General features: G+C 65.5%; 21 protein-coding genes. 10 read left to right on the forward strand and 11 right to left on the reverse strand.

The window, feature by feature from the left end:
- Window positions 1-41: 41 nt before the first annotated feature.
- Window positions 42-791 (forward strand): 3-hydroxybutyrate dehydrogenase, encoded by a 750-nt coding sequence (locus tag CXZ05_RS12470; RefSeq protein WP_102972999.1) that lies wholly within the window; start codon window positions 42-44, stop codon window positions 789-791.
- Between the two features lie 35 nt (window positions 792-826).
- Here the strand turns inward: CXZ05_RS12470 and CXZ05_RS12475 are convergent, their stop codons facing one another.
- The 4 genes from CXZ05_RS12475 to CXZ05_RS12490 form a co-directional block, all read right to left on the reverse strand.
- A complete protein-coding gene (locus tag CXZ05_RS12475; protein WP_102972912.1) occupies window positions 827-1,462 on the reverse strand; it encodes a LysE family translocator in 636 nt (211 codons plus the stop codon).
- Between the two features lie 99 nt (window positions 1,463-1,561).
- A complete protein-coding gene (locus CXZ05_RS12480) occupies window positions 1,562-2,647 on the reverse strand; it encodes an ABC transporter substrate-binding protein (RefSeq protein WP_102972913.1) in 1,086 nt (361 codons plus the stop codon).
- Between the two features lie 26 nt (window positions 2,648-2,673).
- Window positions 2,674-3,522, reverse strand: a complete 849-nt coding sequence (locus CXZ05_RS12485) for an ABC transporter permease (protein ID WP_219726552.1) — start codon at window positions 3,520-3,522, stop codon at window positions 2,674-2,676.
- Window positions 3,519-4,358 (reverse strand): ABC transporter ATP-binding protein, encoded by an 840-nt coding sequence (locus CXZ05_RS12490; RefSeq protein ID WP_219726553.1) that lies wholly within the window; start codon window positions 4,356-4,358, stop codon window positions 3,519-3,521. Before CXZ05_RS12490 ends, CXZ05_RS12485 begins: the two co-directional genes overlap by 4 nt.
- Window positions 4,359-4,609: 251 nt before the next feature.
- Between CXZ05_RS12490 and CXZ05_RS12495 the strand changes: the two genes are divergently transcribed.
- From CXZ05_RS12495 to CXZ05_RS12505, 3 genes are all read left to right on the forward strand, one after another.
- The gene (locus tag CXZ05_RS12495) at window positions 4,610-5,407 is read left to right on the forward strand and encodes an IclR family transcriptional regulator (RefSeq protein WP_102972915.1); all 798 of its coding nucleotides are present in this window, start codon (window positions 4,610-4,612) and stop codon (window positions 5,405-5,407) included.
- A gap of 124 nt (window positions 5,408-5,531) precedes the next feature.
- On the forward strand, window positions 5,532-6,797 hold the full coding sequence (locus CXZ05_RS12500; RefSeq protein WP_102972916.1) for a CaiB/BaiF CoA-transferase family protein: 1,266 nt from the start codon (window positions 5,532-5,534) through the stop codon (window positions 6,795-6,797).
- Entirely contained in the window at window positions 6,797-7,711 is a 915-nt protein-coding gene (locus CXZ05_RS12505) for a hydroxymethylglutaryl-CoA lyase (protein WP_102972917.1), read from the forward strand. The genes CXZ05_RS12500 and CXZ05_RS12505 overlap by 1 nt, the downstream gene beginning before the upstream one ends.
- A 4-nt stretch (window positions 7,712-7,715) precedes the next feature.
- Here the strand turns inward: CXZ05_RS12505 and CXZ05_RS12510 are convergent, their stop codons facing one another.
- The 4 genes from CXZ05_RS12510 to CXZ05_RS12525 form a co-directional block, all read right to left on the reverse strand.
- Window positions 7,716-7,910: a helix-turn-helix domain-containing protein gene (locus tag CXZ05_RS12510; protein WP_102972918.1), complete on the reverse strand. Its 195-nt coding sequence runs from the start codon at window positions 7,908-7,910 to the stop codon at window positions 7,716-7,718.
- A 47-nt stretch (window positions 7,911-7,957) separates the two neighbouring features.
- Window positions 7,958-8,212, reverse strand: coding sequence for a hypothetical protein (locus tag CXZ05_RS12515; RefSeq protein ID WP_102972919.1), 255 nt, complete (start codon window positions 8,210-8,212; stop codon window positions 7,958-7,960).
- Between the two features lie 257 nt (window positions 8,213-8,469).
- Complete coding sequence (locus CXZ05_RS12520; protein WP_180987376.1) at window positions 8,470-9,963, reverse strand: amino acid permease; 1,494 nt, start codon at window positions 9,961-9,963, stop codon at window positions 8,470-8,472.
- A gap of 215 nt (window positions 9,964-10,178) precedes the next feature.
- Window positions 10,179-11,096: an SDR family oxidoreductase gene (locus tag CXZ05_RS12525; protein ID WP_102972920.1), complete on the reverse strand. Its 918-nt coding sequence runs from the start codon at window positions 11,094-11,096 to the stop codon at window positions 10,179-10,181.
- Window positions 11,097-11,306: 210 nt separating this feature from the next.
- Between CXZ05_RS12525 and CXZ05_RS12530 the strand changes: the two genes are divergently transcribed.
- The 4 genes from CXZ05_RS12530 (at window position 11,307) to CXZ05_RS12545 (ending at window position 16,062) form a co-directional block, all read left to right on the forward strand.
- Window positions 11,307-12,131 (forward strand): IclR family transcriptional regulator, encoded by an 825-nt coding sequence (locus CXZ05_RS12530; RefSeq protein WP_102972921.1) that lies wholly within the window; start codon window positions 11,307-11,309, stop codon window positions 12,129-12,131.
- A 221-nt stretch (window positions 12,132-12,352) separates the two neighbouring features.
- Entirely contained in the window at window positions 12,353-14,062 is a 1,710-nt protein-coding gene (gene hutU, locus CXZ05_RS12535; RefSeq protein ID WP_102972922.1) for a urocanate hydratase, read from the forward strand.
- Window positions 14,063-14,070: 8 nt separating this feature from the next.
- Window positions 14,071-15,663, forward strand: a complete 1,593-nt coding sequence (gene hutH, locus CXZ05_RS12540) for a histidine ammonia-lyase (protein WP_102972923.1) — start codon at window positions 14,071-14,073, stop codon at window positions 15,661-15,663.
- Between the two features lie 162 nt (window positions 15,664-15,825).
- A complete protein-coding gene (locus CXZ05_RS12545; protein ID WP_102972924.1) occupies window positions 15,826-16,062 on the forward strand; it encodes a hypothetical protein in 237 nt (78 codons plus the stop codon).
- A 113-nt stretch (window positions 16,063-16,175) separates the two neighbouring features.
- Here CXZ05_RS12545 and CXZ05_RS12550 read toward each other — a convergent pair whose 3' ends face one another.
- On the reverse strand, window positions 16,176-16,436 hold the full coding sequence (locus tag CXZ05_RS12550; protein ID WP_102972925.1) for a hypothetical protein: 261 nt from the start codon (window positions 16,434-16,436) through the stop codon (window positions 16,176-16,178).
- A 234-nt stretch (window positions 16,437-16,670) separates the two neighbouring features.
- Here CXZ05_RS12550 and CXZ05_RS12555 point away from each other — a divergent pair, with 234 nt between their 5' ends.
- Window positions 16,671-17,975: a sodium:proton antiporter gene (locus CXZ05_RS12555; protein WP_102972926.1), complete on the forward strand. Its 1,305-nt coding sequence runs from the start codon at window positions 16,671-16,673 to the stop codon at window positions 17,973-17,975.
- Window positions 17,976-18,075: 100 nt separating this feature from the next.
- On the forward strand, window positions 18,076-20,262 hold the full coding sequence (locus CXZ05_RS12560; protein WP_102972927.1) for a transglycosylase domain-containing protein: 2,187 nt from the start codon (window positions 18,076-18,078) through the stop codon (window positions 20,260-20,262).
- 20 nt (window positions 20,263-20,282) lie between these two features.
- Here CXZ05_RS12560 and hutG read toward each other — a convergent pair whose 3' ends face one another.
- Both hutG and CXZ05_RS12570 read right to left on the reverse strand, forming a co-directional pair.
- Entirely contained in the window at window positions 20,283-21,239 is a 957-nt protein-coding gene (hutG, locus tag CXZ05_RS12565) for a formimidoylglutamase (RefSeq protein ID WP_102972928.1), read from the reverse strand.
- A 98-nt stretch (window positions 21,240-21,337) separates the two neighbouring features.
- Window positions 21,338-22,777, reverse strand: a complete 1,440-nt coding sequence (locus tag CXZ05_RS12570) for an NCS2 family permease (protein WP_102972929.1) — start codon at window positions 22,775-22,777, stop codon at window positions 21,338-21,340.
- Between the last annotated feature and the right edge of the window lie 79 nt (window positions 22,778-22,856).

Raw genomic sequence — 22,856 nt, forward strand, 5'->3', positions numbered from 1 at the left:
GACACTTGGAGGAACAGACTGTGGACGCACAAGGTCCGGACGTGGAAAAAAACCTGAACGGCCGCAAGGCTCTGGTGACCGGCGGTGCCAGCGGCATCGGCGCGGCGTGCGTGAGGGAGCTGGCCGCCAGGGGAGCCAAAGTGGTGGTGGCCGACGTCGATGAGGCCGGCGCCGCGGCCCTCGCCGATGAGGTGGGCGGCACGTCCTGGGCTGTCGACCTCCTGGACGTTGAGGCGCTGGCCGCGCTGAGCTTGGACTGCGACATCCTGGTGAACAACGCCGGCATCCAGCGCATCAGCCCCATCGAGGACTTCGATCCCGTGGCGTTCCGGCGGATCCTGGCGCTCATGCTCGAGGCGCCCTTCCTGCTGATCCGTGCCGCGCTGCCGCACATGTACGCCAATGGCTTTGGGCGCATCATTAACCTGTCGTCAGTGCACGGTCTCCGGGCCTCCCCATTCAAGAGCGCCTACGTCTCTGCGAAGCACGGGCTCGAGGGGCTAAGCAAGGTGACGGCCCTTGAAGGCGGCGAGCACGGGGTCACGTCCAACTGCATCAATCCCGGCTATGTGCGCACGCCGCTGGTGGAGAAGCAGATCGCGGACCAGGCTCGAGTCCACGGCATTCCGGAGTCCGAGGTCCTGGCGAAGGTGATGCTCACCGAGTCGGCGGTGAAGCGGCTCGTGGAACCTGAGGAGGTGGCCTCGCTGGTTGCCTGGCTGTCATCCGACGCCGCCGGAATGGTCACGGGTGCCAGCTACACCATGGACGGCGGGTGGTCCGCGCGGTAGTCCGGCGTGGGCCCACCACCGTCGCGGACAGCCCACTAGCTTTTGGAACCGGTCAGGGCGAGGGTTCCGCCGAGCCCGATCATCATCACCCCGCCAGTAGTGGTGACTGTTGCCACCCGGCGGGGTGAGCGGGCGAACCACTGCCTCGCAGTTCCGGCGGCCAGGGCCCAGACGCTGTCAGAAACGAGGGCGATGGCCAGGAACGTGGCGCCGAGCAGGGCGAGCTGGGCGGGAATGGCGCCGGAAGCATGGTCCACGAACTGGGGGAGGACCGCCACGAAGAACACCACGGACTTGGGATTCGTGGCCCCGACAATGAAGCCTTCGCGCAGAATCCGCCGGGTGGTCGCGGGCCTCGAAGGATCAGGGGCCGCAGGGCCGCCCCGGCGGTGGAGAACCGCCTGGATTCCCAGATAGATGAGGTAGGCCGCGCCGGCAAACTTCACCACCGTGAACAGCAGCACCGACTCAGCCAGCACCACGCCGAGGCCCAACGCCACGGCCGCGATCTGCAGCAGTTCCCCGGCCGCGTTGCCGAGGACGCTCAGCAGTCCGCCTCGCCGCCCCAGCGCCAGCGACCGTCCGATGACGAACAGGACACTGGGACCCGGGACGGCGATGAGTAATGCGGAGACCAAGGAAAAGGCCAGGAGATTCTGCAGCGGCAGCATGCCTGATGGTAACGCCGGCGGCGTATACCCAACCAGCCATGTGGGCCCGTCTTCCGTTTCCGGATGACGGGCCCACGTGGCTCGCTTTGCCTTAGGCCTCTACTTCACGAACTCGTTGGTGTAGGTATCCTCCAGCTTGATGTCCTTGTCGCCGATTTCCGGGTTGGCCACGCGCTGGGTCTTCAGGACGGCTTTGACGCCTTCTTCGGTGAAGGTGCCGTCCTTGCTTAGCGTCTCTTTCAGCTCAGCAATAACCTTGGCATACAGGGCCTTATCCCCGCCCGCGAACTTCTCGGGCATCTTCGCTGCGATCTCTTCGCCGGAATGTCCGTCGATGAACTCAAGCGTGCGCTTGATCGCCTTCGCGAGCTTGCCCGCCGTCTCCTTGTTCTGTTCCAACCAGTCGGCCTTGGCGTAGAGGCTGGAGGAAGGCCAGGCGTCGGTCTCGAAAACTTCCTTCAGTCCCTCGGCTGTGCGGACGTCCTCGAGGACCGGCAGGTCGTGCCCGATCCGCTTGCTAAGCACGGAGACGTCCGGCTCCAGCATCACGGCCGCGTCAACCTGGCCCTGCTCCATGGCGGCCACGGCCGAGGAACCGGCACCGATGGCGGACACGGCGGCATCCGTCTGCTGCAGGCCGTTCTTGGCGAGCAGGAACTTGATGAACATGTCTGTGGAGGACCCGGGGGACGTCACCCCCACATTCTTGCCCTTGAGGTCGGCGATGGACTTGATCTTGCCTTCATTCTTCGGTGCCACGAGCAGTGCAAGGCCGGACGACCTGCCCATATCAACGAAGGCCTTGACGCTCTGGTTCTTAGCCTGCATTTGGATCGTGTGCTCGTAGTAACCGCTCGTCACGTTGGTGCTGCCGCCGATCATGGCAGTCAGTGCCTTCGAGCCGCCCTGCAGGTCCTGCAGTTCGACGTTCACGCCTTCCTCCTGGTAATAGCCCAGCTCCTGGGCGAGGGTGGTCGGGAGGTAAGTGAGGAGGGTCTGGCCGCCGATGCCGATGGTTACCTTGGCACCGCCAGCACCGCCGGAAGCGCCTGGGCTGCCGGTCTGTCCGGGTGGCGCCGCGGATGGCGCACCGCAGGCCGAGAGGGCCAAGGCTACGGAAGCGATGAGGGTGAGCGGCCTGACAAGGCGGCGGTGCCTGTGCTGGCCTTCGTTGTGTTTCATCATGGTGTCCCTTCAGGCAGTGAGGTTGGTTAGGACGACTGGGCCGGGCGCCACCGAAGGAGGTGCCGCTCCAGGCGGTTAACAAGGAGGTCGATAATCAGGACCACGATCATCAGGATGAACATCCCGGCAAAGACGCCCTTCGTGTCGAAGACGCCTTGGGCCTGGGCGATCGCATAGCCGACGCCGGCGGAAGCGCCGAGATACTCGCCCACCACGGCGCCGGTGATGGCGAAACCGACACTGATATGCAGGCTGGAAAAGATCCAGGTCAGTGCGCTGGGGATGAACACGTGGCGCAGGAGCTGCTTCTCCGATGCTCCGAGCATCCGGGCATTGTCCACCAGGACGCGGTCCACACTCTTGACACCCTCGAGGGTGTTGAAGAAGACGATGAAGAACACCAGGGTGAAGCCGAATGCGACCTTGGACCAGATGCCCAACCCGAACCAAAGCAGGAAAATCGGCGCCAGAACAACGCGGGGGAGGGCGTTGAACATCTGCAGGAATGGATCCAGCAGCCGCTCAAGAAAACGCACGCGGGCCAAGACGAACCCCAGGAGGAGCCCGGCGGCGGCGCCCACCAGAAAGGCGAGGATGGCTTCCTGCATCGTGATCCACAAGTGCGGGAAGACAAACCCTGATGACACCCACAGCCAGACCGTCTGGAAGATGTCGGACGGAAGCGGAAAGAAAAACTCATCAACGATCCCGGTCCGCACGGATAGTTCCCAGGCGCCAAGGACTGCAGCAGTGAGGATCAGCTGTGCCGTCCGCATGGCAAGCGGCGAGATGTCACCCCTGCCCCTCCGGCGGCGCGGGCCGCCGGCGTCCAAGGCTGAAGACAGCCCGTTCTTTTTTGATCCCACGAGCGTCATGCGACTTCGCCTTCTTCTGCCATGGCCGTTTCATAGGTTTTGGAGACTTCGATCTTCAACCTGCCCCAGATTTCCCGGTGGAGGGCAACGAACTGCGGGTCGTCCCGGATGTCGAGCAGGTCGCGTGGACGCGGGATGTCAATTTCGTAGCTGCCCACCACGGTGCTTCCCGGCCCCGCCCCAAGGATCACCACCTCGTCGGAGAGGGCGATGGCCTCATCGAGGTCGTGCGTGATGAAGACGACTGCCTTGCCCGATTCCTGCCAGAGCTGGAGCAGTTCGTTCTCCATGATCTGGCGGGTCTGCACGTCCAGCGCCGAGAACGGCTCGTCCATGAGGAGGATATCGGGATTGACGATCCAGGCCTGGGCGACGGCGGTGCGCTTGCGCATGCCGCCGCTGAGCTGGTGCGGATAGCGGTCCGCGAAATTCTTCAGGCCCACCTTCTCGAGCCAGCGCCGGGCCTCTGAATGTGCCTCCGCCTTCGACACGCCAGCCATGGTCAGGCCCAGGCTCACGTTGTCGATTACGGTCTTCCACGGCAGGAGGGGATCCTGTTGAAACATGTAGGATGCCCGGCGGTTCACGCCGCTGACAGCTTCGCCGAAGCTCTTCACCTCACCCACGCTGGGGCTCAGGAGGCCCGCCGCCATGTTCAGGATGGTTGACTTTCCCGAGCCGGTGGGGCCGACGATCGAGACAAAGCGGCCGGGTTCTACCTTGAGATTGATGTCGCGCACGGCAAAGTAAGTTTCACCCCCTGGCGTGGGGAACTGCTTAGTGCATCCGGTGAGTTCCACCGCGTACTTCTTCGGGTCTGCCTGTGCAGCTGGCATCATTGCACTCTTCCCGGCCGACGCTGGCCGATTCTGGTCGCTGCTGATTCTTACTGGTGGAACATTTGTGCGTCCCTCCACTCACCCCCACCGGCTTGACGATTCGGAAGAGTGGCCACATCGTGGGTTCACCATCATGATGTGGACCTGATGCTAGCAGTAACCTCTGTCACACTCAATGCACGATGGGCTGCGGGCGCCGGCGGGGCGGCCCGGCGCCCGCGGCAACCGCACCCTCTTACACTTTCTCCATGAGTTCCAACGATTCCTCGGGGACGCCCCTGCTGGTCCTTCGAAAGATCACGGGCATCCTGGATGTCTTTTCGCTTGAGCGGCCGGAGCTGTCGCTTGCCGAGATCCGCGCGGCCACCTCAGTCCCGCACTCGACTGTCCAGCGACTCGTTGCAAACATGGTTCAAGAGGGCATCCTGGACCGGCACGGAGACAAATTCAGAGTGGGGGTCCGGATGGCACACTGGGCTGCTCCTGCCACGCAGGGCCTTGACTTCCTTGAGCTGCTGAGCCCTGTCCTGCGCAGGCTGAGGGATGAGCTCGGTGAAACAGCCTGCATATTCCGGGAATCGCAGGGCAAGCGGGTGTGCATTGCGCTTGCTGAAACACGGCGGATGCTCAGAAGGGTGGTGCAGGTGGGCGAAATTATGCCGCTGCACGTCGGTGCGGCCGGCCGCGTACTCCTGGCATGGAACCCGGACGTGGCAGAGCGGGTGTACCGGTCCGGGCTCCAGACGATGACAGAGCAGACCATCACAGACGCCGCCGACCTGGAAGCTTCCGTCATGAAGGCGAGGGCGGACGGGTTTGCCATAACCACCGGCGAACGCGTCTCGGGTGCGAGCGGTATCTCGGCGCCGATCTTTGGGCCCCAGGCCGAACTGTACGGTGCCCTCACGGTCATGGGGCCGGCGATGCGGATGCCGTACGACGTGTGCGCCTCGTGGGTGGAGACCGTTCTGGCTGCTGCGGAAGAATCGACGCGGGTGATCGGAGGAACAATCCCGCGGGAGGGGCTACCCATATCGTGGATTTAGGTCCACAATATGGATAAAACCGGGATGCCGGGTCAGCCAGCTCAAGAGGCTCCGCTGACCGGATCCCAATCCTTGAACCGCGAACGCTGCCACAGAGTTCCTGCGTGGCAGAACAGGAGCCCAAATGGCGAACGTATCCGGAACGACCACACAAGGGGCCGGTGTCTCCGCGCCGCCAACTGGTCAGCAGGGGGCCGCCCCACTGGCGGGCGTCAGGGTCGTTGAACTTGGATCCCTGATTGCCGGGCCCTTCGCAGGCCGGCAGCTTGCCGATTTCGGTGCGGAAGTGATCAAGATCGAGTCCCCTGACAGGCCGGATCCGATGCGTGAATGGGGCCGCAGCCGACTCAAGGACCACACGCTCTGGTGGTCGGTGCAGTCCCGCGGCAAGAAGTGCGTGACGCTTGACCTCAAGGCGCCACGGGGGCGGGAACTCTTTCTTGAGCTGTGCCGTGAGGCGGATGTCATCCTCGAGAACTTCAGGCCGGGAACGCTTGAAAACCTTGGGCTGGCGCCTGAGGAGCTGTGGAAAGTGAATCCGGGGCTCATCATCGCCAGGGTCTCGGGCTATGGCCAGACCGGGCCCGACGCGCAGAAGCCCGGGTATGCCTCCGTGGCGGAAGCCCGCGGTGGCCTCAGGTACCTCAACGGTTATCCCGATCAGGCGCCGCCGCGAAGCGGCATCTCCCTCGGCGACAGCCTGGCGTCCCTGTACGCCCTGCAGGGCATCCTCATGGCCCTTTATTGGCGGGACGCCCGAGGCGGAACGGGCCAGGTGGTGGATGTGTCCCTCGTTGAAGCCTGCTTCTCCCTGCTGGAGAGTGCGGTGCCGGACTACGCGGCAAGCGGGGTGGTCCCCGGGCCCAGCGGCTCTGGCCTGAAGGGGATAGCCCCGTCCAACATATTCCGGTCCAGCGACGGCAAATGGGTGGTAATCGCCGCCAACCAAGATTCCGTGTTTGTGCGCCTGGCAGCGGCGATGGGAAGGCCGGAACTCGCCAGTGATGCGCGGTACAGCAATCATGCGGCACGGGGCGCCCACCAGGAGGAGCTGGAATCGCTGATCGCCGAGTGGGCAGGAGGCTTCAGCCACGAGGAACTCACCGCGCTGCTGGACCGCCACTCCGTACCCAACAGTCCGGTGAGCAGCATCGAGGACATCTTCGACGACCCCCAGCTGCGAGCCCGGGAGATGCTCGTGGACGTTCCCGATGAGCGGCTGGGCAGCGTTATCCAACCCGGCATCGTGCCAAAACTTACGCGAAGCGCCGGCGGGATCGGCTGGAGTGGTCCCCTCCAGCCCGGTTCGCACAACCGGGATGTGTACGGAGGGCTGCTGAGGCTTTCGGACGAGGAACTGCAGCACGCCAAGGAGCAGGGGGCCATCTGATGAATGCCGATCCACAACGGGCCGTTTCCATCGTGGATGTGAGTCCCCGGGACGGGCTGCAAAATGAGAAGGTGCCGGTGAGTACCGAAAACAAGCTGCGGCTCATCAATGAACTCATCGCCCTGGGCGCCCGCCGCATTGAAGCGGTCAGCTTCGTGAACCCGCGAAAAGTCCCTCAGATGGCCGACGCGGATGCCGTCATGGCTGGCGTGCCCCGGGACGCCGGCGCGAGCTACATCGGGCTCGTCCTGAACACGAGGGGCGCCGCGCGCGCTGTTGACGCCCGAGTTGACGAGATGAACTACGTGCTGCCGGTGACTGACGCCTTTGCCGCCGCCAACCAGAACACCACCGTGGCGGCGGCACTCGACGCCTTGGAAGAGGTGTCCTCGATTGCGGCCACGGCGTCGATCCCCCTTACGGTGACCGCCGCCGTCGCCTTTGGCTGCCCATACCAGGGTGACGTCCCCAAGGAGCAGACGCTCGCCGCCATCCGCGGTGCCTTGGAGCGCGGGAAGCTAGCGGAAGTGGCGCTTGCGGACACCATCGGATGTGCCGTGCCATGGCAGGTCGGCGAGGTGTTTGCCGACTTGGGCCAGGAGACTGATGTCCCGCTTCGCGCGCATCTGCACGAGACACGGCACACGGCGCTCGCGAACACCTATGCCGCCATGGCGGCAGGCGTAAGAACATTCGACAGCGCGGTGGGCGGCCTGGGCGGCTGCCCCTTCGCCCCCGGCGCCGCCGGCAATATCTCCACCGAGGACCTGGTGTGGATGCTGGGCCGCGGCGGGTTCAAGACGTCCATCGATCCGGTGCGTGCCATGGAACTGGGCCGCTGGATCTGTTCCCTGGTGGAGGTGTCACCGCGCTCAGGACTCGCCGGGGCCGGTGCATTTCCGGGTGCGGCCTGAGCTTTCATCCAGTCGGGTTGCCGGAGGCCCGGATGTACTCCTCCACGGCCGACTCCGGCACGCGGTAGGACTTGCCGAACCGGTCCGCCGCGAGCGTTCCGGCCCGGACCATCCGGTAAACGGTCATTTTCGAAAGTCGCAGGGCCGCGGCGACCTCCGCAATGGTGAGATAGGCAGTTGGCAGGTTGGCGATGGACATGGAATCGGCTCCTGTTGGTCGTCGGCTGGACTGGCGGGATGACCCGCCTAGTCCGGCCGCCTCAGTTGCCGGTGGTCGTAGAAGTACACCCGGTCCGAGGAACGGATCCCGATCGACCGGCCGTTCTTGACCACCACGGTGCCTTCCCGCCTGCCGTTGAACGGATCGTCGCCCAGCAGAACGTCGCCGATCCTGTAGGGAACAGCGGCCGTGCGCGCCCGCTGCAGCGTCTGGGCCAGGAAGCCGGACAACCGCCCGGATTGAATATTCGCTGCCGGCACCCCGGCCTGGATTTCCAACATGAGGACCACTCCTTCACAGTGTGACCAATAGTCGAATCACTGGTGGCGCGGGGCCGGTACATCATCCGGGGTCTATACCCCAGCCGGCTGGCACCGTGTAGTCCACTCTAGGGAGCAATCACATGCGTCACACGGGTAACATCTACCTCATTTATCACACGACGCACTCGTGTAACAGGCGCTGACTACCTGTCTTTCTCCATTTTTACTACTTGTTTTCGCGTATTCCAGCCTGGCACGGCATTTCCACAGAAATCCTACTCAGTTTTGGCGACCACGGGCAGCCGTGAGGTCTCGTCCTCAAGGTGGGCCCGGCGTCGTCCGTTGCCCCTGACCCAAAGCCTGTAGGCGGCCACCAGCAGTCCCAGCCACACAGCTCCCACGTACAGCGCCACGCGCGTGTCCTCAAAGAAGCCAAGCACCGCGATCACCAGCACCATGAAGCCGATGGTGAGAACAGACGCCGTCGGCCACCACGGGGAGGGGAAGTCTGACGCCGGCAGGCCCTTCCGGGCTATCTCGCGTTTCATGGCCACGTGGGAGGCGAGAATCATGACCCACACCCAGACCGTGGCGAAGGTGGCGATGGAGGCGATGAGCAGGAAGACATCTTCCGGGATGAGCGCATTCAGCACCACTCCCACCAGCAGGATTCCGGTCATCATCACCACGGTCATCCACGGCACGCCGTGCCGCGACACCCGTCCGAAGCTCTGCGGGGCGTGGCCCTGCTTGGCCAGACCGAAGAGGATCCGCCCGGCGCCGAAGATGTCGCTGTTGATGGCGGACAGTGCGGCGGTTATCACCACGGCGTTGAGGATATGGGGTGCGGCGGGGATGCCGAGGCCGCTGAAGATCTGGACGAACGGACTGCCGTTGCTGCCGATCTCATTCCACGGAAAGAGGCTCATCAGCACTCCGAGGGTCAGCACATAGAACAGCAGGACGCGGACCGGCACCGTATTGACGGCCTTCGGGATTACTTTCTTGGGGTCGGCAGCCTCGCCGGCGGTGATGCCGATGGTTTCAATCCCGCCGAAGGCGAACATGACGACGGCGAACGAGGCCAGGAGCCCCTCGAAGCCGTTCGGGAACAGGCCGCCGTGCTCCACAAGGTTGCCCAGGCCCGGGGCGGCCGAGCCGTCGCCGTTCTGGAAGCCGAACGCGAGGATGGCCGCCCCGCCCGCGATCATGGCGATAATTGCTGCAACCTTGACCAACGTGAACCAGAATTCGAGTTCACCGAAGACCTTCACGCTCAGCAGATTCAGCGCCGCGAGAAGGAAGATGATGGCCAGAATCCAGACCCACCGCTCCACGGACGGGAACCAGAAGCCCATGTAGATGCTGAAGGCGGTGACGTCGGCGATGGCCACGATCGCCATTTCGAAGACGTAGGTCCAGCCGGTCACGAATCCGGCCAGCGGGCCAAGATAGCGGCTGGCGTACTGCCCGAAGGACCCCGAGACCGGATGCCGCACGGCCATTTCCCCCAGGGCGCGCATCACCATAAACACGGCGGCGCCGCCGATCATGTAGGCGAACAGCACGGCGGGGCCGGCTTTTTGGATGGCCGAGGCCGAACCGTAGAACAGGCCGGTGCCGATGGCGGAGCCAAGCGCCATGAAGCGGATGTGGCGGACGTTGAGTCCGCGGTTCAGAACGGTCTCGACGGCGGTTCCGACGGCGGTGCGCGCCGTTCCGGTCCCGCTTACGGGCGCCAATTCATCTCTTGTTTGGGCTTGTTGCATGCCAATACCTTCTCGTCATTGGGAGGGGGATCGCTATCCAGCAGACCACGTCTGCGGGGGCTGTGATGAGGCTCACGGGGTCTTGGTGTCTTCGATTTCAGACTGTGCGGCCTCACACCCTGCGCTCGGAATTTGTGACGAACTGGCAGCAGATGCCCTCAATCCCAGTTTGGGGGCGTTACCTGCCAGTTCGCGCTTTGCGTTTTCCCAACGCTTCAGCGGTAGCCGCTGGCATCTGCCGGCAGCCCGGCCTCCTGGATCTCCTCCAGATAACGCCAGCAGTCTGGCCGGGAGCCGTCGACGTCGTTGAAGCCGTACTCCTGCGCAAGCCCGCCGGACGAGAAGGAGCCGCCGGTCCGGCGGTGCACGTCAGGGTCGGCAGCGAGGGCGGCGACCGCCCGGCCCACAAAGCGCGGGCTTTCGGAGATGGCGGCGAAGTGCGCATTCGTGGCAGCCGCCTCGCGCCAATTGGCTTCGGTCACGCCGTAGTGTTCGAGCATCATCTCCGAGCGCATCCAGCCCGGCGTCAGCGCGACGGCCGTGCAACCGTACGGCTTCAGCTCCTCGGCCTGGCTGAAGGCGAGCCGCAGGACAGCGGACTTGGCGAGATCGTAAAACGCGGAGAGTCGGTAATGCGCTGCGTTGTACTCCCGCGTTCCGTCCGTCATTTCCACTACCAGTCCTCCCGGCCGCCGGATGAGCAGCGGCAGCGCGAAATGGCTCGTGACCAGGTGCGTGTCGACGGCGCCGTGCAGCATCCGCAGACCGCCGTCCAGGTCGTGTTCCCAGAGGGGTGTGTTCCACTGGATGAGGTTTTCGCCGCCCCAAATGTCATTCACCAGGATGTCCAGCCGGCCGTGCTCGTGGTCGATTCGGCGGACCAGCGCTTCCACCTCCGGGGCGTTGAAATGGTCCACCGCCACTGCGATGCCGGTCCCGCCGGCCGCGCTCACCATGGCTGCCGTTTCATCGATGGTTTCCGGGCGACGATAGTCGGACGTCTGGCCCTTGGTAGTGCGCCCGGTGCAGTAGACCACCGCCCCGGCCTCGCCCAGGGCCACGGCCGTTCCGCGACCTGCCCCTCGTGTGGCCCCGGCGACCAGGGCTACCTTGCCCTTCAGCGGAAATTCCATGGACAAACGCTACCCGGTGTGCGGGAAAAGCGGGATGATGGGACCGGCGCAGGCGATGTCCGGTATTCCAGACAGCGCTGCTTCTGAAGGAGGGCTACAGCGAGCGGGCTGGGCGCAAGCTTAAGTACGGGATACCGGACACTGTTCGGCCAAACCCCGAAGAGACAGATATCCCGAACAGACAGCCAAACGACGAGGCCTGGAGGACACATGGCAGGCACGATGGCCGCAACGGCGGCAAAACGGCCGGAATCAGCGGTTAAAGCGAAAGTTCCCGCCGCCGAAAACACCCTGCGGATCCTCAAACTGTTGGCTTCCAAGCGGGGGCCGATGGCGGCGTCGAACATTGCCACGGCACTGGGGCTGCCCCGCTCAAGTGTCTACCACCTCCTGGGCGTCATGGAGGCGAACGGCTTTGTCCTGCACCTGCACGAGGAGCAGCGCTACGGACTCGGGATCAGCGCCTTCGAGCTCAGTTCCGCGTACTCACGGCAGGAACCGCTGTCCAGACTGGGGCGGCCCATGCTCGCCTCTCTCGTTGATGTCCTTGGCGAAAGCGCACACCTGGCGGTCCTGCATGGCCGGGATGTGCTCTACATCGTGGAGGAGCGCGCCAAGAACCGGCCATCCCTGGTGACCGACGTCGGTGTCCGGCTGCCCAGCCACCTCACCGCCAGCGGGCGGGCCATCCTTGCCGCGCTGCCCAAGTCCCAGGTCCGTGCGCTCTATCCGAATGCCGCCGCCTTCACTGCCCGGCACGAGGTGGAGGGCGCGATCATGAAGTACTCGGCCCTCTCATCGCACCTGGACCAGGTGCGGCAGCGTGGCTACGCCACGGAGCACGGGGAAGTGACACCCGGCTTTGGCTCCATCGCCGCCGCGGTCACGGATCATCTTGGATGGCCGACGGCGGCAGTCGCCGTCACGTTCCTCGAGGACAAGCTGCCGGAGGACCAGTGGCCGGTGCTCGCCGCCCGCGTGCAAAAGGTTGCCGATGAACTTTCGGTGCGCATCCACGGCCGCCCCGGGAAATAGCCAGCAGCCCAAGTAGGTAGCAGCACAGGCGTTCGGGCCCGCGAGAGCGCCCTGAACTGCTACCTAGTTGGGTCTGGGATACCGGACAGCACCGGCCGGAAACCCCTGTCTGGCCAGCTCAGAAGGGGCTTTAGTTGATACAGAAGCACTTCCGCTCAAACCAAGAATTCCGCAACACGCAACAGCGACTCACCACACACCCGCAAGACGAAGGAGCCACCATGGCACCCGCCGATTTCACCACCGGTGCCCGCCCGGTCAAAGCAGCCCGCGGCACCGAGCTCACCGCCAAGTCCTGGCAGACCGAGGCGCCCCTGCGCATGCTCATGAACAACCTCGACCCCGAGGTCGCCGAACGCCCCGATGACCTGGTGGTCTATGGCGGAACCGGCCGGGCCGTGCGCTCCTGGGCCGCGTTCGACGCCATCACCCGCACCCTGGAAACCATGGACAAGGACGAGACCCTGCTGGTCCAGTCCGGCAAGCCGGTGGGCGTCTTCCGCACCAACGAATGGGCGCCGCGCGTGCTGCTGGCCAACTCCAACCTCGTCGGCGACTGGGCCACGTGGCCAGAATTCCGCCGGCTCGAGGCCGAGGGCCTGATGATGTACGGGCAGATGACGGCCGGGTCCTGGATCTACATCGGCACCCAGGGCATCCTGCAGGGCACCTTCGAGACGTTCGCCGCGATCGCCCGCAAGCTCACCGGGGACGAGAACGGCACCCTCGCCGGCACCCTGACGCTGACCGGCGGCTGCGGCGGCATGGGCGGCGCCCAGCCGCTCGCCGTCACCCTGAACGAGGGCGCCTGCCTGATTGTCGACGTCGACGAGACCCGCCTCCGCCGCCGCGCCGGCAAGCGCTACCTCGATGAGGTGGAGACCGACCTCGACGCCGCGATCGCCAAGGTCCTGAAGGCCAAGGAGGAGCGCCGCGGCTGGTCCGTGGGCTACGTGGGCAACGCCGCCGAGGTCTTCCCCGAACTCCTACGCCGGCACAAAGCCGGGGAGCTGACCATCGACATCGTCACCGACCAGACCTCCGCCCACGACCCCCTGAGCTACCTGCCGGAGGGCATCTCCGTGGACGAATGGCACCGCGAGGCCGAGGCTGACCCGGAGGGCTTCACCAAGAAGGCCCAGGCATCGATGGCCAAGCACGTCCAGGCCATGGTGGAGTTCCAGGACGCCGGCGCCGAGGTGTTCGACTACGGAAACTCCATCCGCGACGAGGCCCGCAAGGGCGGCTACAGCCGTGCCTTCGAATTCCCCGGGTTCGTCCCGGCCTACATCCGCCCGCTGTTCTGCGAGGGCCTGGGCCCGTTCCGCTGGGTCGCCCTCTCCGGCGACCCCGAGGACATCGCCGTCACCGACAAAGCCATCAAGGAACTCTTCCCGGAGAACCGGCACCTGCACCGCTGGATCGACGCCGCGGCCGAGCGCGTCGAATTCGAAGGCCTGCCGGCGCGCATCTGCTGGCTGGGCTACGGTGAACGCGCCAAGGCCGGGCTGCTCTTCAACCAGCTGGTCAAGGAAGGCAAGGTCAAGGCGCCCATCGTCATCGGCCGCGACCATCTGGACTCCGGCTCTGTCGCCTCCCCGTACCGGGAGACCGAAGCTATGGCTGACGGCTCGGACGCCATCGCCGACTGGCCCCTGCTTAACGCCCTCCTCAACACCGCCTCCGGCGCCACCTGGGTTTCCCTCCACCACGGCGGGGGTGTAGGCATCGGCCGCTCCATCCACGCCGGGCAGGTCTCCGTTGCCGACGGCACCGATCTCGCCGCCCAGAAGCTTGAGCGGCTCCTCACCAACGATCCCGGCATGGGCGTGATCCGGCACGTCGACGCCGGCTACGACCGCGCCGTCGACGTCGCCAAGGAGCGCGGCGTCCGCATCCCCATGAACGAGTCTTCAGAAGCAAAGAAGTAGGAAACGCAATGACCACGATTACCCACGAACCGCTCACTGTCACCCTCGGTGCCAGCGGTGCCACGCCCGAGGACCTCGTCGCCGTCGCACGCCATGACGCCAAGGTGACAATCTCCCCGGACGCCCTGGACACCGTCGCCAAGGTCCGCGCACACATTGACGAACTGGCCCACAGTGACGTGCCCGCGTATGGCATCTCCACGGGCTTCGGCGCGCTGGCCAACCGCCACATCCCCGGCGAGCTGCGCACCCAGCTGCAGAAGTCGTTGATCCGCAGCCACGCCGCCGGCATGGGCCCCGCGGTGGAACGCGAAGTGGTCCGCGGCATCATGTTCCTGCGCGCCAAGACCCTCGCCTCGGGCCGCACCGGCGTGAGGCCCGTGGTCCTGCAGACCATGGTGGACGTGCTCAACGCCGGCATCACCCCGGTGGTCCGGGAGTTCGGTTCGCTGGGCTGCTCCGGCGACCTCGCACCGCTGTCCCACTGCGCCCTGGTCCTCATGGGCGAAGGCGAAGCGACCGGACCCGACGGCGAACTGTACGGCGGCGCCGGCCAAAGGACGGTTGCCGAACTGCTCGCCGCGCACGGCATCGAGCCGGTGACACTTGCCGAGAAGGAAGGCCTGGCGCTGGTCAACGGCACCGAGGGCATGCTGGGCATGCTCCTGATGGCCATCGCGGACCTGCGGCAGCTGCTGACGACGGCGGACATCACCGCCGCGCTCAGCGTCGAGGCGCTGCTCGGCACCGACCAGGTGTTCCTGCCCGAGCTGCACGCCGCCCTCCGGCCGCACCCCGGTCAGGCGGCCAGCGCCGACAATATGCTCCGGGTCCTGTCCGACTCGGCCATCGTGGCCTCGCACCGCGTGGGCGATTCCCGCGTCCAGGATGCATACTCCCTGCGCTGCGCACCCCAGGTTGCGGGCGCCGTCCGGGACACGGTCGACCATGCCGAGCTGGTGGCTTCCCGTGAACTCGCGGCCGCCATCGACAACCCCGTGGTCCTGCCCGACGGCCGGGTCAGCTCCAACGGCAACTTCCACGGCGCCCCGGTGGCGTACGTGCTCGACTACCTGGCCATCGCCGTCGCGGACCTCAGCTCCATCGCCGAACGGCGCACGGACCGCATGCTGGACCCGGCCCGCTCGCACGGCCTGCCGGCGTTCCTGGCCGCGGACCCGGGCGTGGACTCGGGCCTCATGATCGCCCAATACACCCAGGCCGGACTGGTCTCCGACAACAAGCGGCTCGCGGTTCCCGCGTCCGTGGACTCCATCCCGAGCTCCGCCATGCAGGAGGACCACGTGTCCATGGGCTGGCACGCTGCCCGCAAGCTCCGGAAGGCCGTGGAGAACCTGCGCCGGGTGCTCGCGATCGAACTGGTCACCTCGGCACGGGCGATTGACATGCGCACCCAGCTTTCCGGCGGCCAACTGACGCCGGGACCTGCCGGGGCGGCCGTCCTCGAAACGCTGCGGACCGTCGTCGGCGGGCCGGGCACGGACCGGTTCCTCTCGCCCGAGCTCGAGGCCGCCGACCGGCTGGTTGGCTCCGGTGCGGTGCGGACGGCGGCCGAATCCGCCGTCGGAAATCTCGCCTAACGGTGAACAACGTGCACCGCCGGCAACCATTTGCCGGCGGTGCCGAAATACTCTGCAACGCGCCGCATACGGGACGAAGAGTGTAGTAGAACTGAAGGTGTAGTGAAAGTCACATCAAAGAGGCTGTGACGGAAGAACATCCACAAAGGGGTAGAAGTTCAAATGAAAGCACGCGGGACAGTCCTGTCCAGACGCATCGCACACGCAGCTACGGTTTCCAACTGGGGATCGCTGCACGTGGGCGAGCGGGTCGAGATCATCAAGCAGGCGCATGTCATTGCGGCAGGTGAGGTGGAGGAAGTCTCACGCAGCGGAAACGTGTTGTGGCTGGTCTGCGGCGGAGCGCATGAGTCGCAGCTCTTTATGAGGTCCGACGGCGTGCAGGTGCGCCGGATGTAGTCCGGCTGAAGCCGCGCGCGGCAGGCCGCGCACCGGAAATCAAAAAGCCCCCGACCTTGGATCATTCGGCCCTTCGGCCAGAATGAGCCCAGGATCGGGGGCTTTTTCGCGTGTTAGGCCGCGATGTCCTCGTGTGTTTCACCGAAGGGAACAGACTCGTCGAGGGCCACCGTGTAGCGGCCTGGCTCGAGGCGCGTGACCTTGATGCCGCAGGTGCCTTCCTGGGCAGCCGTTTCGATCAGCGTCTCCACCGCGCTTTCCAGGCCGTCGTGGACCTGGGCGGCACTGGTGAATGCCAGGTTGATGGACCGGGCATCCGCGGAGCGTGCGTCGCTCGTAGGAGCGGTTGGGCGCTCCATAGTTGCTGTGCTCATGTACTGACTTTCTGTGGTTCTTGCCGGGGGGCAATAGACCATTCTACCGGGAATGGGCCCAAAGGTAAGATGACTGTCGTTTGACAAGCAGGTTGACGATAGTTGTCTCATCAACCATTCCTCGACGCCGGCGCCGTTATGGAGCCCCTTTGGGCCTCCAAAAAAGCCGACACTGGCGCGCTCTTACCGCTAGTGTGGGTCAGGTCTGAGAGGCCGACGGCGCAGGAGGCGACCGTGTTTGAAGGTGCCAGCATAATGTTCGCCGCGGCGGGTGTAGCCGTCTTTGTTGCCGCCATCCTGCCCAAGGCGCTGCGTAACGCTCCGATCTCCATGCCCATGGTGTTCCTGGGCTCCGGGGCGGCCGCCTTCGGCCTGCTTCCCAACCTTCCGGACCCGAACCCCGTCCAGCACCCCGAGTTGACGCTGCATCTGACCGAAATCTGCGTGATCATCTCGCTGATGGGAGCCGGTCTGGCACTCGACCGTTCGGTCGGGCGGCGGAACTGGGCGACCACCTGGCGGATGCTCGGCATTGCCATGCCCCTGTGCATGCTGGGCCTCACGCTCCTCGGACTATGGCTGCTGGGCCTGGGACTCGCCGCCGCGCTCCTCGTGGCCGCCGCACTCGCACCCACCGATCCGGTCCTGGCCTCCGAGGTGCAGGTGGGCGAGCCGGCCGACGAGGAGGAGGGCACCGACCAGGAGGACGAGGTCAGGTTCGCGCTGACCTCGGAGGCGGGGCTGAATGACGGGCTGGCCTTTCCCTTTGTGTACCTGGCCATTGCCATGAGCCTTGTGGGGACGGCGCCGTCGGCCTGGTTTCCGGAGTGGTTCGGCGTGAACGTCCTGTGGCGCATCGGAATGGGCGTCCTGCTGGGCTACGGCACGGGCAAGGCGCTGGCACGGCTTTTCTTCTCCGCCCGGCACGACAGCATCCGGCTGTCCAACCACTCCGAGGGATTCGTTGCGCTCGCCGCCACCTTCCTGGCATACGGTGTCACCGAAATGATCGAGGGCTACGGATTCATCGCGGTGTTCGTATGTGCCGTGACCATCAGGGCGGCGGAGCGCACCCACGGTTACCACCGCATTCTTCACTCCTACGTGGAACAGTTGGAGCGGCTGCTGACAGTGGTCATCCTGGTCCTCCTGGGCGGAGCGATCGCGCGGGGCCTGCTGGCCGACGTCGGCTGGGTTGAGGTGGGCGTTGCGCTGGCCTTCCTGGTCCTGGTGCGTCCGCTGTCCGGCTGGCTGGCACTGGCCCGCGGCAAGACCGGTCCCCGGGAACGGATCGCCATTTCCTTCTTCGGCATCCGGGGCATCGGGTCCCTGTATTACCTGGCCTACGCGCTGGGCCAGGGCGGCTTCGAGGACCGGGCGGAGTACCTGTGGGGCATCGTCGGACTCGTCGTGGCCATGTCCGTGGTGCTGCACGGAGCCACCACGGCGCCGGTCATGCAACGCCTGGACCGGCTGCGCGAACGCAGGGCCGCCGAGAAATTCGGCGACGAGGGAAAGGCGCCGCACACGCCGGTCTGATGCCGGGGAACGAATCACGATCCCGGACCGTGAAGATTCTGTGTTCACTCCGGTGGTGTGGTGAGCTTGGATCATGGCAGGCAAAAGGTTGATATCCCGTATGGCTCTTGGCCTGGCAAAGTTGCTGGGGTTCGTGTTTGTCAGCTGCCTCTGCGGGGTCCTTGCGGCCAGCTTCCTGGTGCCCGGGGCCGCCATCGCCGGCACCTCGGTCAGCAGGTCCATTTCCTACTTCAACAGCCTGCCCACCGAGCTCGCGGTGCCCGCACCGTCGCAGACCACCCGCATGCTGACGGCGGACGGCAAACTGATCGCCACGTTCTATTCCGAGAACCGCGTCCGCGTGCCCCTGAAGCAGATGTCCCCGTTCATCCGGAAGGCCGTCGTCGCCATCGAGGACAGCCGCTTTTATGAACACAGCGGCGTCGACACGCAGGGCATCCTGCGCGCACTGACCAGCAACCTGACCCGCGGCGACCGGCAGGGTGCCTCCACCCTCACCCAGCAGTACGTCACGAACATTGTGAACGAGTCCCTGATTTCCGAGGGCCGTGAGGACCAGGTGGTCCTCAGCGGGCAGAAGACCATGGGGGACAAGCTGCGCGAGATGCGGCTCGCGATGGCACTGGAAAAGAAGTTCACCAAGGACCAGATCCTCGAGGGCTACCTCAACATCGTCTTCTTCAACCGCAGCGCCTACGGCATCGAGGCGGCGTCCCAGTATTTCTTCAGCGTTCCGGCCAGCAAGCTGACCCTGCCCCAGTCGGCGCTGCTCGCGGGCCTGGTCAACAGCCCCAGCTTTTACGATCCTGTCACCAACCCCAAAAACTCGCTGGCACGCCGCAACCAGGTCCTCGGCGAAATGCTCAAGCAGAAGATGGTCTCCAAGAAGGAGCATGACGCCGCGGTGGCCTCCGGCGTCGGTTTGAAGGTGAGGCCTTCGCGGCAGGGCTGCGCCGCGGCCACCATGGCCCCGTACTTCTGTGACTACGTGACCCGCCTCTTCCTCAGCAACCCGGCCTACGGCGCGGACACCGATGCCCGCGAAAAGCGGCTCTTCCGCGGCGGGCTGACCATCACCACCACCCTGGACAGCCGGCTGCAGGCCAAGGCGCAGGCGCAGGTGAACGCCACTGCGGGCGCCAATCCGGACAGATGGGGCGCCTCGCTGGTCACCGTGCAGCCGGGCACTGGCAAGGTCCTGGCGATGGCCCAGAACACGGTGTACCTGCCCCAGCCCGGGAAGTTCGACACCCAGCTGAACTTCAACGTGGACGCCAAGGACGCGATCGGAAACGATCTCAACGGCGCCGGCGGGTTCCAGCCGGGCTCCACCATGAAGCCCTTCACCTTCGCCGAGTGGCTGCACCAGGGCAAGACCATGACCACGGTACTGGACGCCTCGAAACGCGAGTACCCGCTGGGCTTCCGCTGGAGGTCCTCCTGCGGCAAGGTGGCGGGCGGCTACAGCACGAAGCAGCGCAGGGCAGGACTCGAAACGGCTGACGACCTGCAGAACGCCTCGGAGGGCTACTACCGGAAGATGCCGGCCGACTACGGGCTCTACAACTCCATTAACACGGCCACCTTCGCCGAAGCTGCACAGCTGGACTTCTGCGGGATCCAGAACATGGTCAACGCCGTCGGGCTCCGCAGCGGGCTGGACGGAACGCCGGTGAACATGCACCAGCTGGGCAACCTCCTCGGCGGCACCGGGGTGGCGCCCTTGACCATGGCCAACGCCTTTGCCACCTTCGCCGCCGACGGCCGGTACTGCGTGCCGGTGGCCTTGGCCGGGGTGGCGGACATGGCGGGTAAGAAGCTTCCGGCGGAGGCCCAGAAATGCAGCGACACCGTGGACAAGAACGTGGTCCGGGGCGTGAACAAGGCGCTTCAGGACATGCTCAACAAGGGCTCCGGCATTTACATCAACCCCAAGGTGCAGAAGAGTGTGCCCGTGGCGGCCAAAACGGGCACCAACAACAGCAACAGCGCCACCTGGGTACTGGGCTACACCACCGGCCTCGCCACGGCCTCATTCTTTGGGGACGCCCTGGAGGGCCAGCAGCGACCTGGCCGGAATCTCACCGTCAACGGCAAGCACTACGACCGCATTGACGGCTACATGATCGCAGGCCCGCAGTGGGCGAACTACATGCTCCAGGTGGCGCGGCTCTATCCTGCGGCCGCCTTCCCCAAGCCGCCGGAGTCGATCGTCAGCAAGCCCGCGGCCAAGCCCAAGGCACCAGCCCGGGCAAACCCCAAGCCGTCGCCCAAGCCCAAGGATTAGCCGGGCGGATAAGGGGCTGCTTAGCCCAGCAGGATGCTGACCAGCCGGGCGGCTACCCGGGCCGTCCGGTTGTCGATGTCGAAGGCAGGGTTCAGCTCGGCGACGTCAGCGTGCAGCAGCTTGCCGCTCGCCACCACCTGGCGGCAGACGGCACTGATCACCGGCAGCGGAACGCCGTATGCGGCCGGGGCGCTGACTCCGGGAGCCACCGCTGCCGGCAGCACGTCAAGGTCTATGGTCAGGTACAGGACGTCGATCCCGCTGAGGAAATCCGCCACAAAGGCCTCCGCGGCCCCGGCGGTGCAGTCCTCATCCAGCAGATACTTCACCCCCAGCTCTTTGGCGGTGCTGAACAGCGCCCGTGTGTTGTTGGGTTCGGAAATTCCGACGACGGCGTACTTCAGTTCGCGCCCCGCGGCCGCTTCCGCGCGGGCCATCTGAAGGAACGGAGTCCCCGAGCTGGGGGCGGCCTCATCCCTGAGGTCGAAGTGGGCATCGAGGTTAAGCACGCCCAGCCGCTGGCCGTCGCGGACCGCCCGGGACCCTGCCACGCCGAGGTAGCTCGCGTACGCGGTTTCGTGGCCGCCGCCCAGCAGCAAGGTGAGGTGGCCGCCGTCGAGCAGTGCAGCAACGGCGAGGCCCGCGCGGGCCTGGCCGGCCTCCAGTTCGCCGTCGCGGACCGTCACGTCGCCGGCGTCGGCGACTGGCCGCTCCGAGTGGTGGGCGAGCGGGCCCAGCGCACTGCGGATGGCCGCCGGGGCGGCCGCAGCTCCGGTCCTGCCCTTGTTCCGGCGCACGCCCTCATCACTGCAGAAGCCAAGGATCACGGCGGAGCGCTGCGTGGAGCTGCTCAGGGCAGTGTTATCGGTGGCAGGCGATACGGCCTGCCACCACCGGCGGTGGGCTTCGCCGTCGCCGTCGTAGCGGCCCGTCCAGGGGCGGGGTTGAACGTCAACGGAGAGCGCGGGAAAGTCCATGCTTCAAGCTCACAGCACGGACACCGCCAAAGCCAGCGCCGCCGCCGTCGTGATGTCTGAAATACCGGAAAGGACAGACCCGCCAGGACTGTCCGCTACTACATGCCCAGCGACTGCTCGATCGTGCCGATGGCGAAGAACAGGACGAAGGCGGCCGCGACGGCCCACATCAGCGGGTGCACTTCGCGGGCACGGCCCTGGAAGGTGCGGATGAGGACGTAGGAGATGAATCCGGCGCCCAGGCCGTTGGCGATCGAGTAGGTGAACGGCATCAGCGTGAACGTGAGGAAGGCGGGCAGGGCGATGCCCCAGTCCTGCCAGTGGATCTTGCTGATCTGGGCCACCATCATGAAGCCGACCACCACCAGGGCGGGGGCCACGGCCTCGAACGGCACCAGGTTGATCAGCGGGGTGAAGAACATGGCCACCAGGAACAGCAGGCCGGTCACGATCGAGGCCAGGCCGGTCCGCGCACCTTCACCGATGCCCGCACCGGACTCGACGTAGATCTGGTTGGAGGAGACGGACGCACCGCCGCCGACGATGGCGCCGAGGGCATCCACCTGCAGGACGCGGTCAACGTTGGGGATGTTGCCGTCCTTGTCCACGGTGCCGGCCTCGTTGGCCAGGCCAACCATGGTGCCCATCGCGTCGAAGAAGATGCTGAGCAGGATCACGAAGGCGAGCAGCGCTGCGGCCACAACGCCCAGATGGCCGAAGGCGCCGATCGGGTTGGCCTTGCCGATCAGGGAGAGATCGGGAGCGGCCCATTCGGTGAACTTGGGGGCAACCAAGGACCAGCCCTGCGGGTTGAAGTTCTTGCCGTCGAAGCTGGGGCCGATGTGGAGAGTGAACTCGAGGATGACCGCCAGGATGGTGGAGGCGACGATGCCGATCAGGATGGCACCCTTGACGTTGCGCACCAGCAGGGCGATGGTCAGGATCAGGCCGAAGACGAACACCAGGGTTGGCCAGCCCAGCAGCTTGCCGTCAAAGCCCAGACCCACCGGAACCGTGGTCCCGGCCGCGTCCGGAACGCGCCGTACGAAGCCGGCGTTGACGAGACCGATGAGGGCGATGAACAGGCCGATGCCCACCACGATTGCGGTCTTGAGCCCGTCCGGAACGGCCCGGAACACGGCGGTCCGGAATCCGGTCAGGACCAGGATCATCATGGTGACGCCGGAGAGGACCACGAGTCCCATCATGTCCGGCCAGGTCAGCCCCGGATTGGTGGCCACCGTCACGGCCACGAAGGCGTTAACGCCCAGGCCCGTGGCCATGGCAAACGGGTGCTTGGCCCACGCGCCCATGAGGATGGTCAGGATGCCGGCAACAAAGGCGGTGACGGCAGCAACCGCCTGGAAACCGAGCGTGGCGCCGGAGGAGTCCGCAACGGACAGGATCAGGGGGTTCAGCACCACGATGTAGCTCATGGCAAAGAAGGTGGCGAAACCGCCCCGGATCTCACGGGAGAAGTTGGACCCCCGTTCGGAAATCTTGAAGTACCGGTCCAGTGCAGAGCCCTGCTTGAGCATTAGTCCTCCGGGGAGAGTGTGGGGGTACTTGAATCCTAGTAGGTTGCCGGGTGCCTACCCAGCAAATTCGCCTAGTCTG

The sequence above is a fragment of the Arthrobacter sp. AFG20 genome, assembly GCF_002892795.1.
In the GTDB taxonomy this organism is placed as follows: Bacteria; Actinomycetota; Actinomycetes; order Actinomycetales; family Micrococcaceae; genus Arthrobacter.

What these genes read in the sequence shown, in the direction of transcription:
- CXZ05_RS12490 (WP_219726553.1), bottom strand. Translation starts at nt 4,358, where the DNA reads ATGCCAGCTGCACAGGCAGACCCGAAGAAGTACGCGGTGGAACTCACC.
- CXZ05_RS12545 (WP_102972924.1), top strand. Translation starts at nt 15,826, where the DNA reads ATGAAAGCACGCGGGACAGTCCTGTCCAGACGCATCGCACACGCAGCT.
- CXZ05_RS12475 (WP_102972912.1), bottom strand. Translation starts at nt 1,462, where the DNA reads ATGCTGCCGCTGCAGAATCTCCTGGCCTTTTCCTTGGTCTCCGCATTA.
- CXZ05_RS12520 (WP_180987376.1), bottom strand. Translation starts at nt 9,963, where the DNA reads ATGCAACAAGCCCAAACAAGAGATGAATTGGCGCCCGTAAGCGGGACC.
- CXZ05_RS12510 (WP_102972918.1), bottom strand. Translation starts at nt 7,910, where the DNA reads ATGTCCATCGCCAACCTGCCAACTGCCTATCTCACCATTGCGGAGGTC.
- hutH (WP_102972923.1), top strand. Translation starts at nt 14,071, where the DNA reads ATGACCACGATTACCCACGAACCGCTCACTGTCACCCTCGGTGCCAGC.
- CXZ05_RS12505 (WP_102972917.1), top strand. Translation starts at nt 6,797, where the DNA reads ATGAATGCCGATCCACAACGGGCCGTTTCCATCGTGGATGTGAGTCCC.
- CXZ05_RS12550 (WP_102972925.1), bottom strand. Translation starts at nt 16,436, where the DNA reads ATGAGCACAGCAACTATGGAGCGCCCAACCGCTCCTACGAGCGACGCA.
- CXZ05_RS12530 (WP_102972921.1), top strand. Translation starts at nt 11,307, where the DNA reads ATGGCAGGCACGATGGCCGCAACGGCGGCAAAACGGCCGGAATCAGCG.
- CXZ05_RS12485 (WP_219726552.1), bottom strand. Translation starts at nt 3,522, where the DNA reads ATGACGCTCGTGGGATCAAAAAAGAACGGGCTGTCTTCAGCCTTGGAC.
- hutU (WP_102972922.1), top strand. Translation starts at nt 12,353, where the DNA reads ATGGCACCCGCCGATTTCACCACCGGTGCCCGCCCGGTCAAAGCAGCC.
- CXZ05_RS12570 (WP_102972929.1), bottom strand. Translation starts at nt 22,777, where the DNA reads ATGCTCAAGCAGGGCTCTGCACTGGACCGGTACTTCAAGATTTCCGAA.
- CXZ05_RS12480 (WP_102972913.1), bottom strand. Translation starts at nt 2,647, where the DNA reads ATGATGAAACACAACGAAGGCCAGCACAGGCACCGCCGCCTTGTCAGG.
- CXZ05_RS12500 (WP_102972916.1), top strand. Translation starts at nt 5,532, where the DNA reads ATGGCGAACGTATCCGGAACGACCACACAAGGGGCCGGTGTCTCCGCG.
- CXZ05_RS12560 (WP_102972927.1), top strand. Translation starts at nt 18,076, where the DNA reads ATGGCTCTTGGCCTGGCAAAGTTGCTGGGGTTCGTGTTTGTCAGCTGC.
- CXZ05_RS12525 (WP_102972920.1), bottom strand. Translation starts at nt 11,096, where the DNA reads ATGGAATTTCCGCTGAAGGGCAAGGTAGCCCTGGTCGCCGGGGCCACA.
- CXZ05_RS12515 (WP_102972919.1), bottom strand. Translation starts at nt 8,212, where the DNA reads ATGTTGGAAATCCAGGCCGGGGTGCCGGCAGCGAATATTCAATCCGGG.
- hutG (WP_102972928.1), bottom strand. Translation starts at nt 21,239, where the DNA reads ATGGACTTTCCCGCGCTCTCCGTTGACGTTCAACCCCGCCCCTGGACG.
- CXZ05_RS12495 (WP_102972915.1), top strand. Translation starts at nt 4,610, where the DNA reads ATGAGTTCCAACGATTCCTCGGGGACGCCCCTGCTGGTCCTTCGAAAG.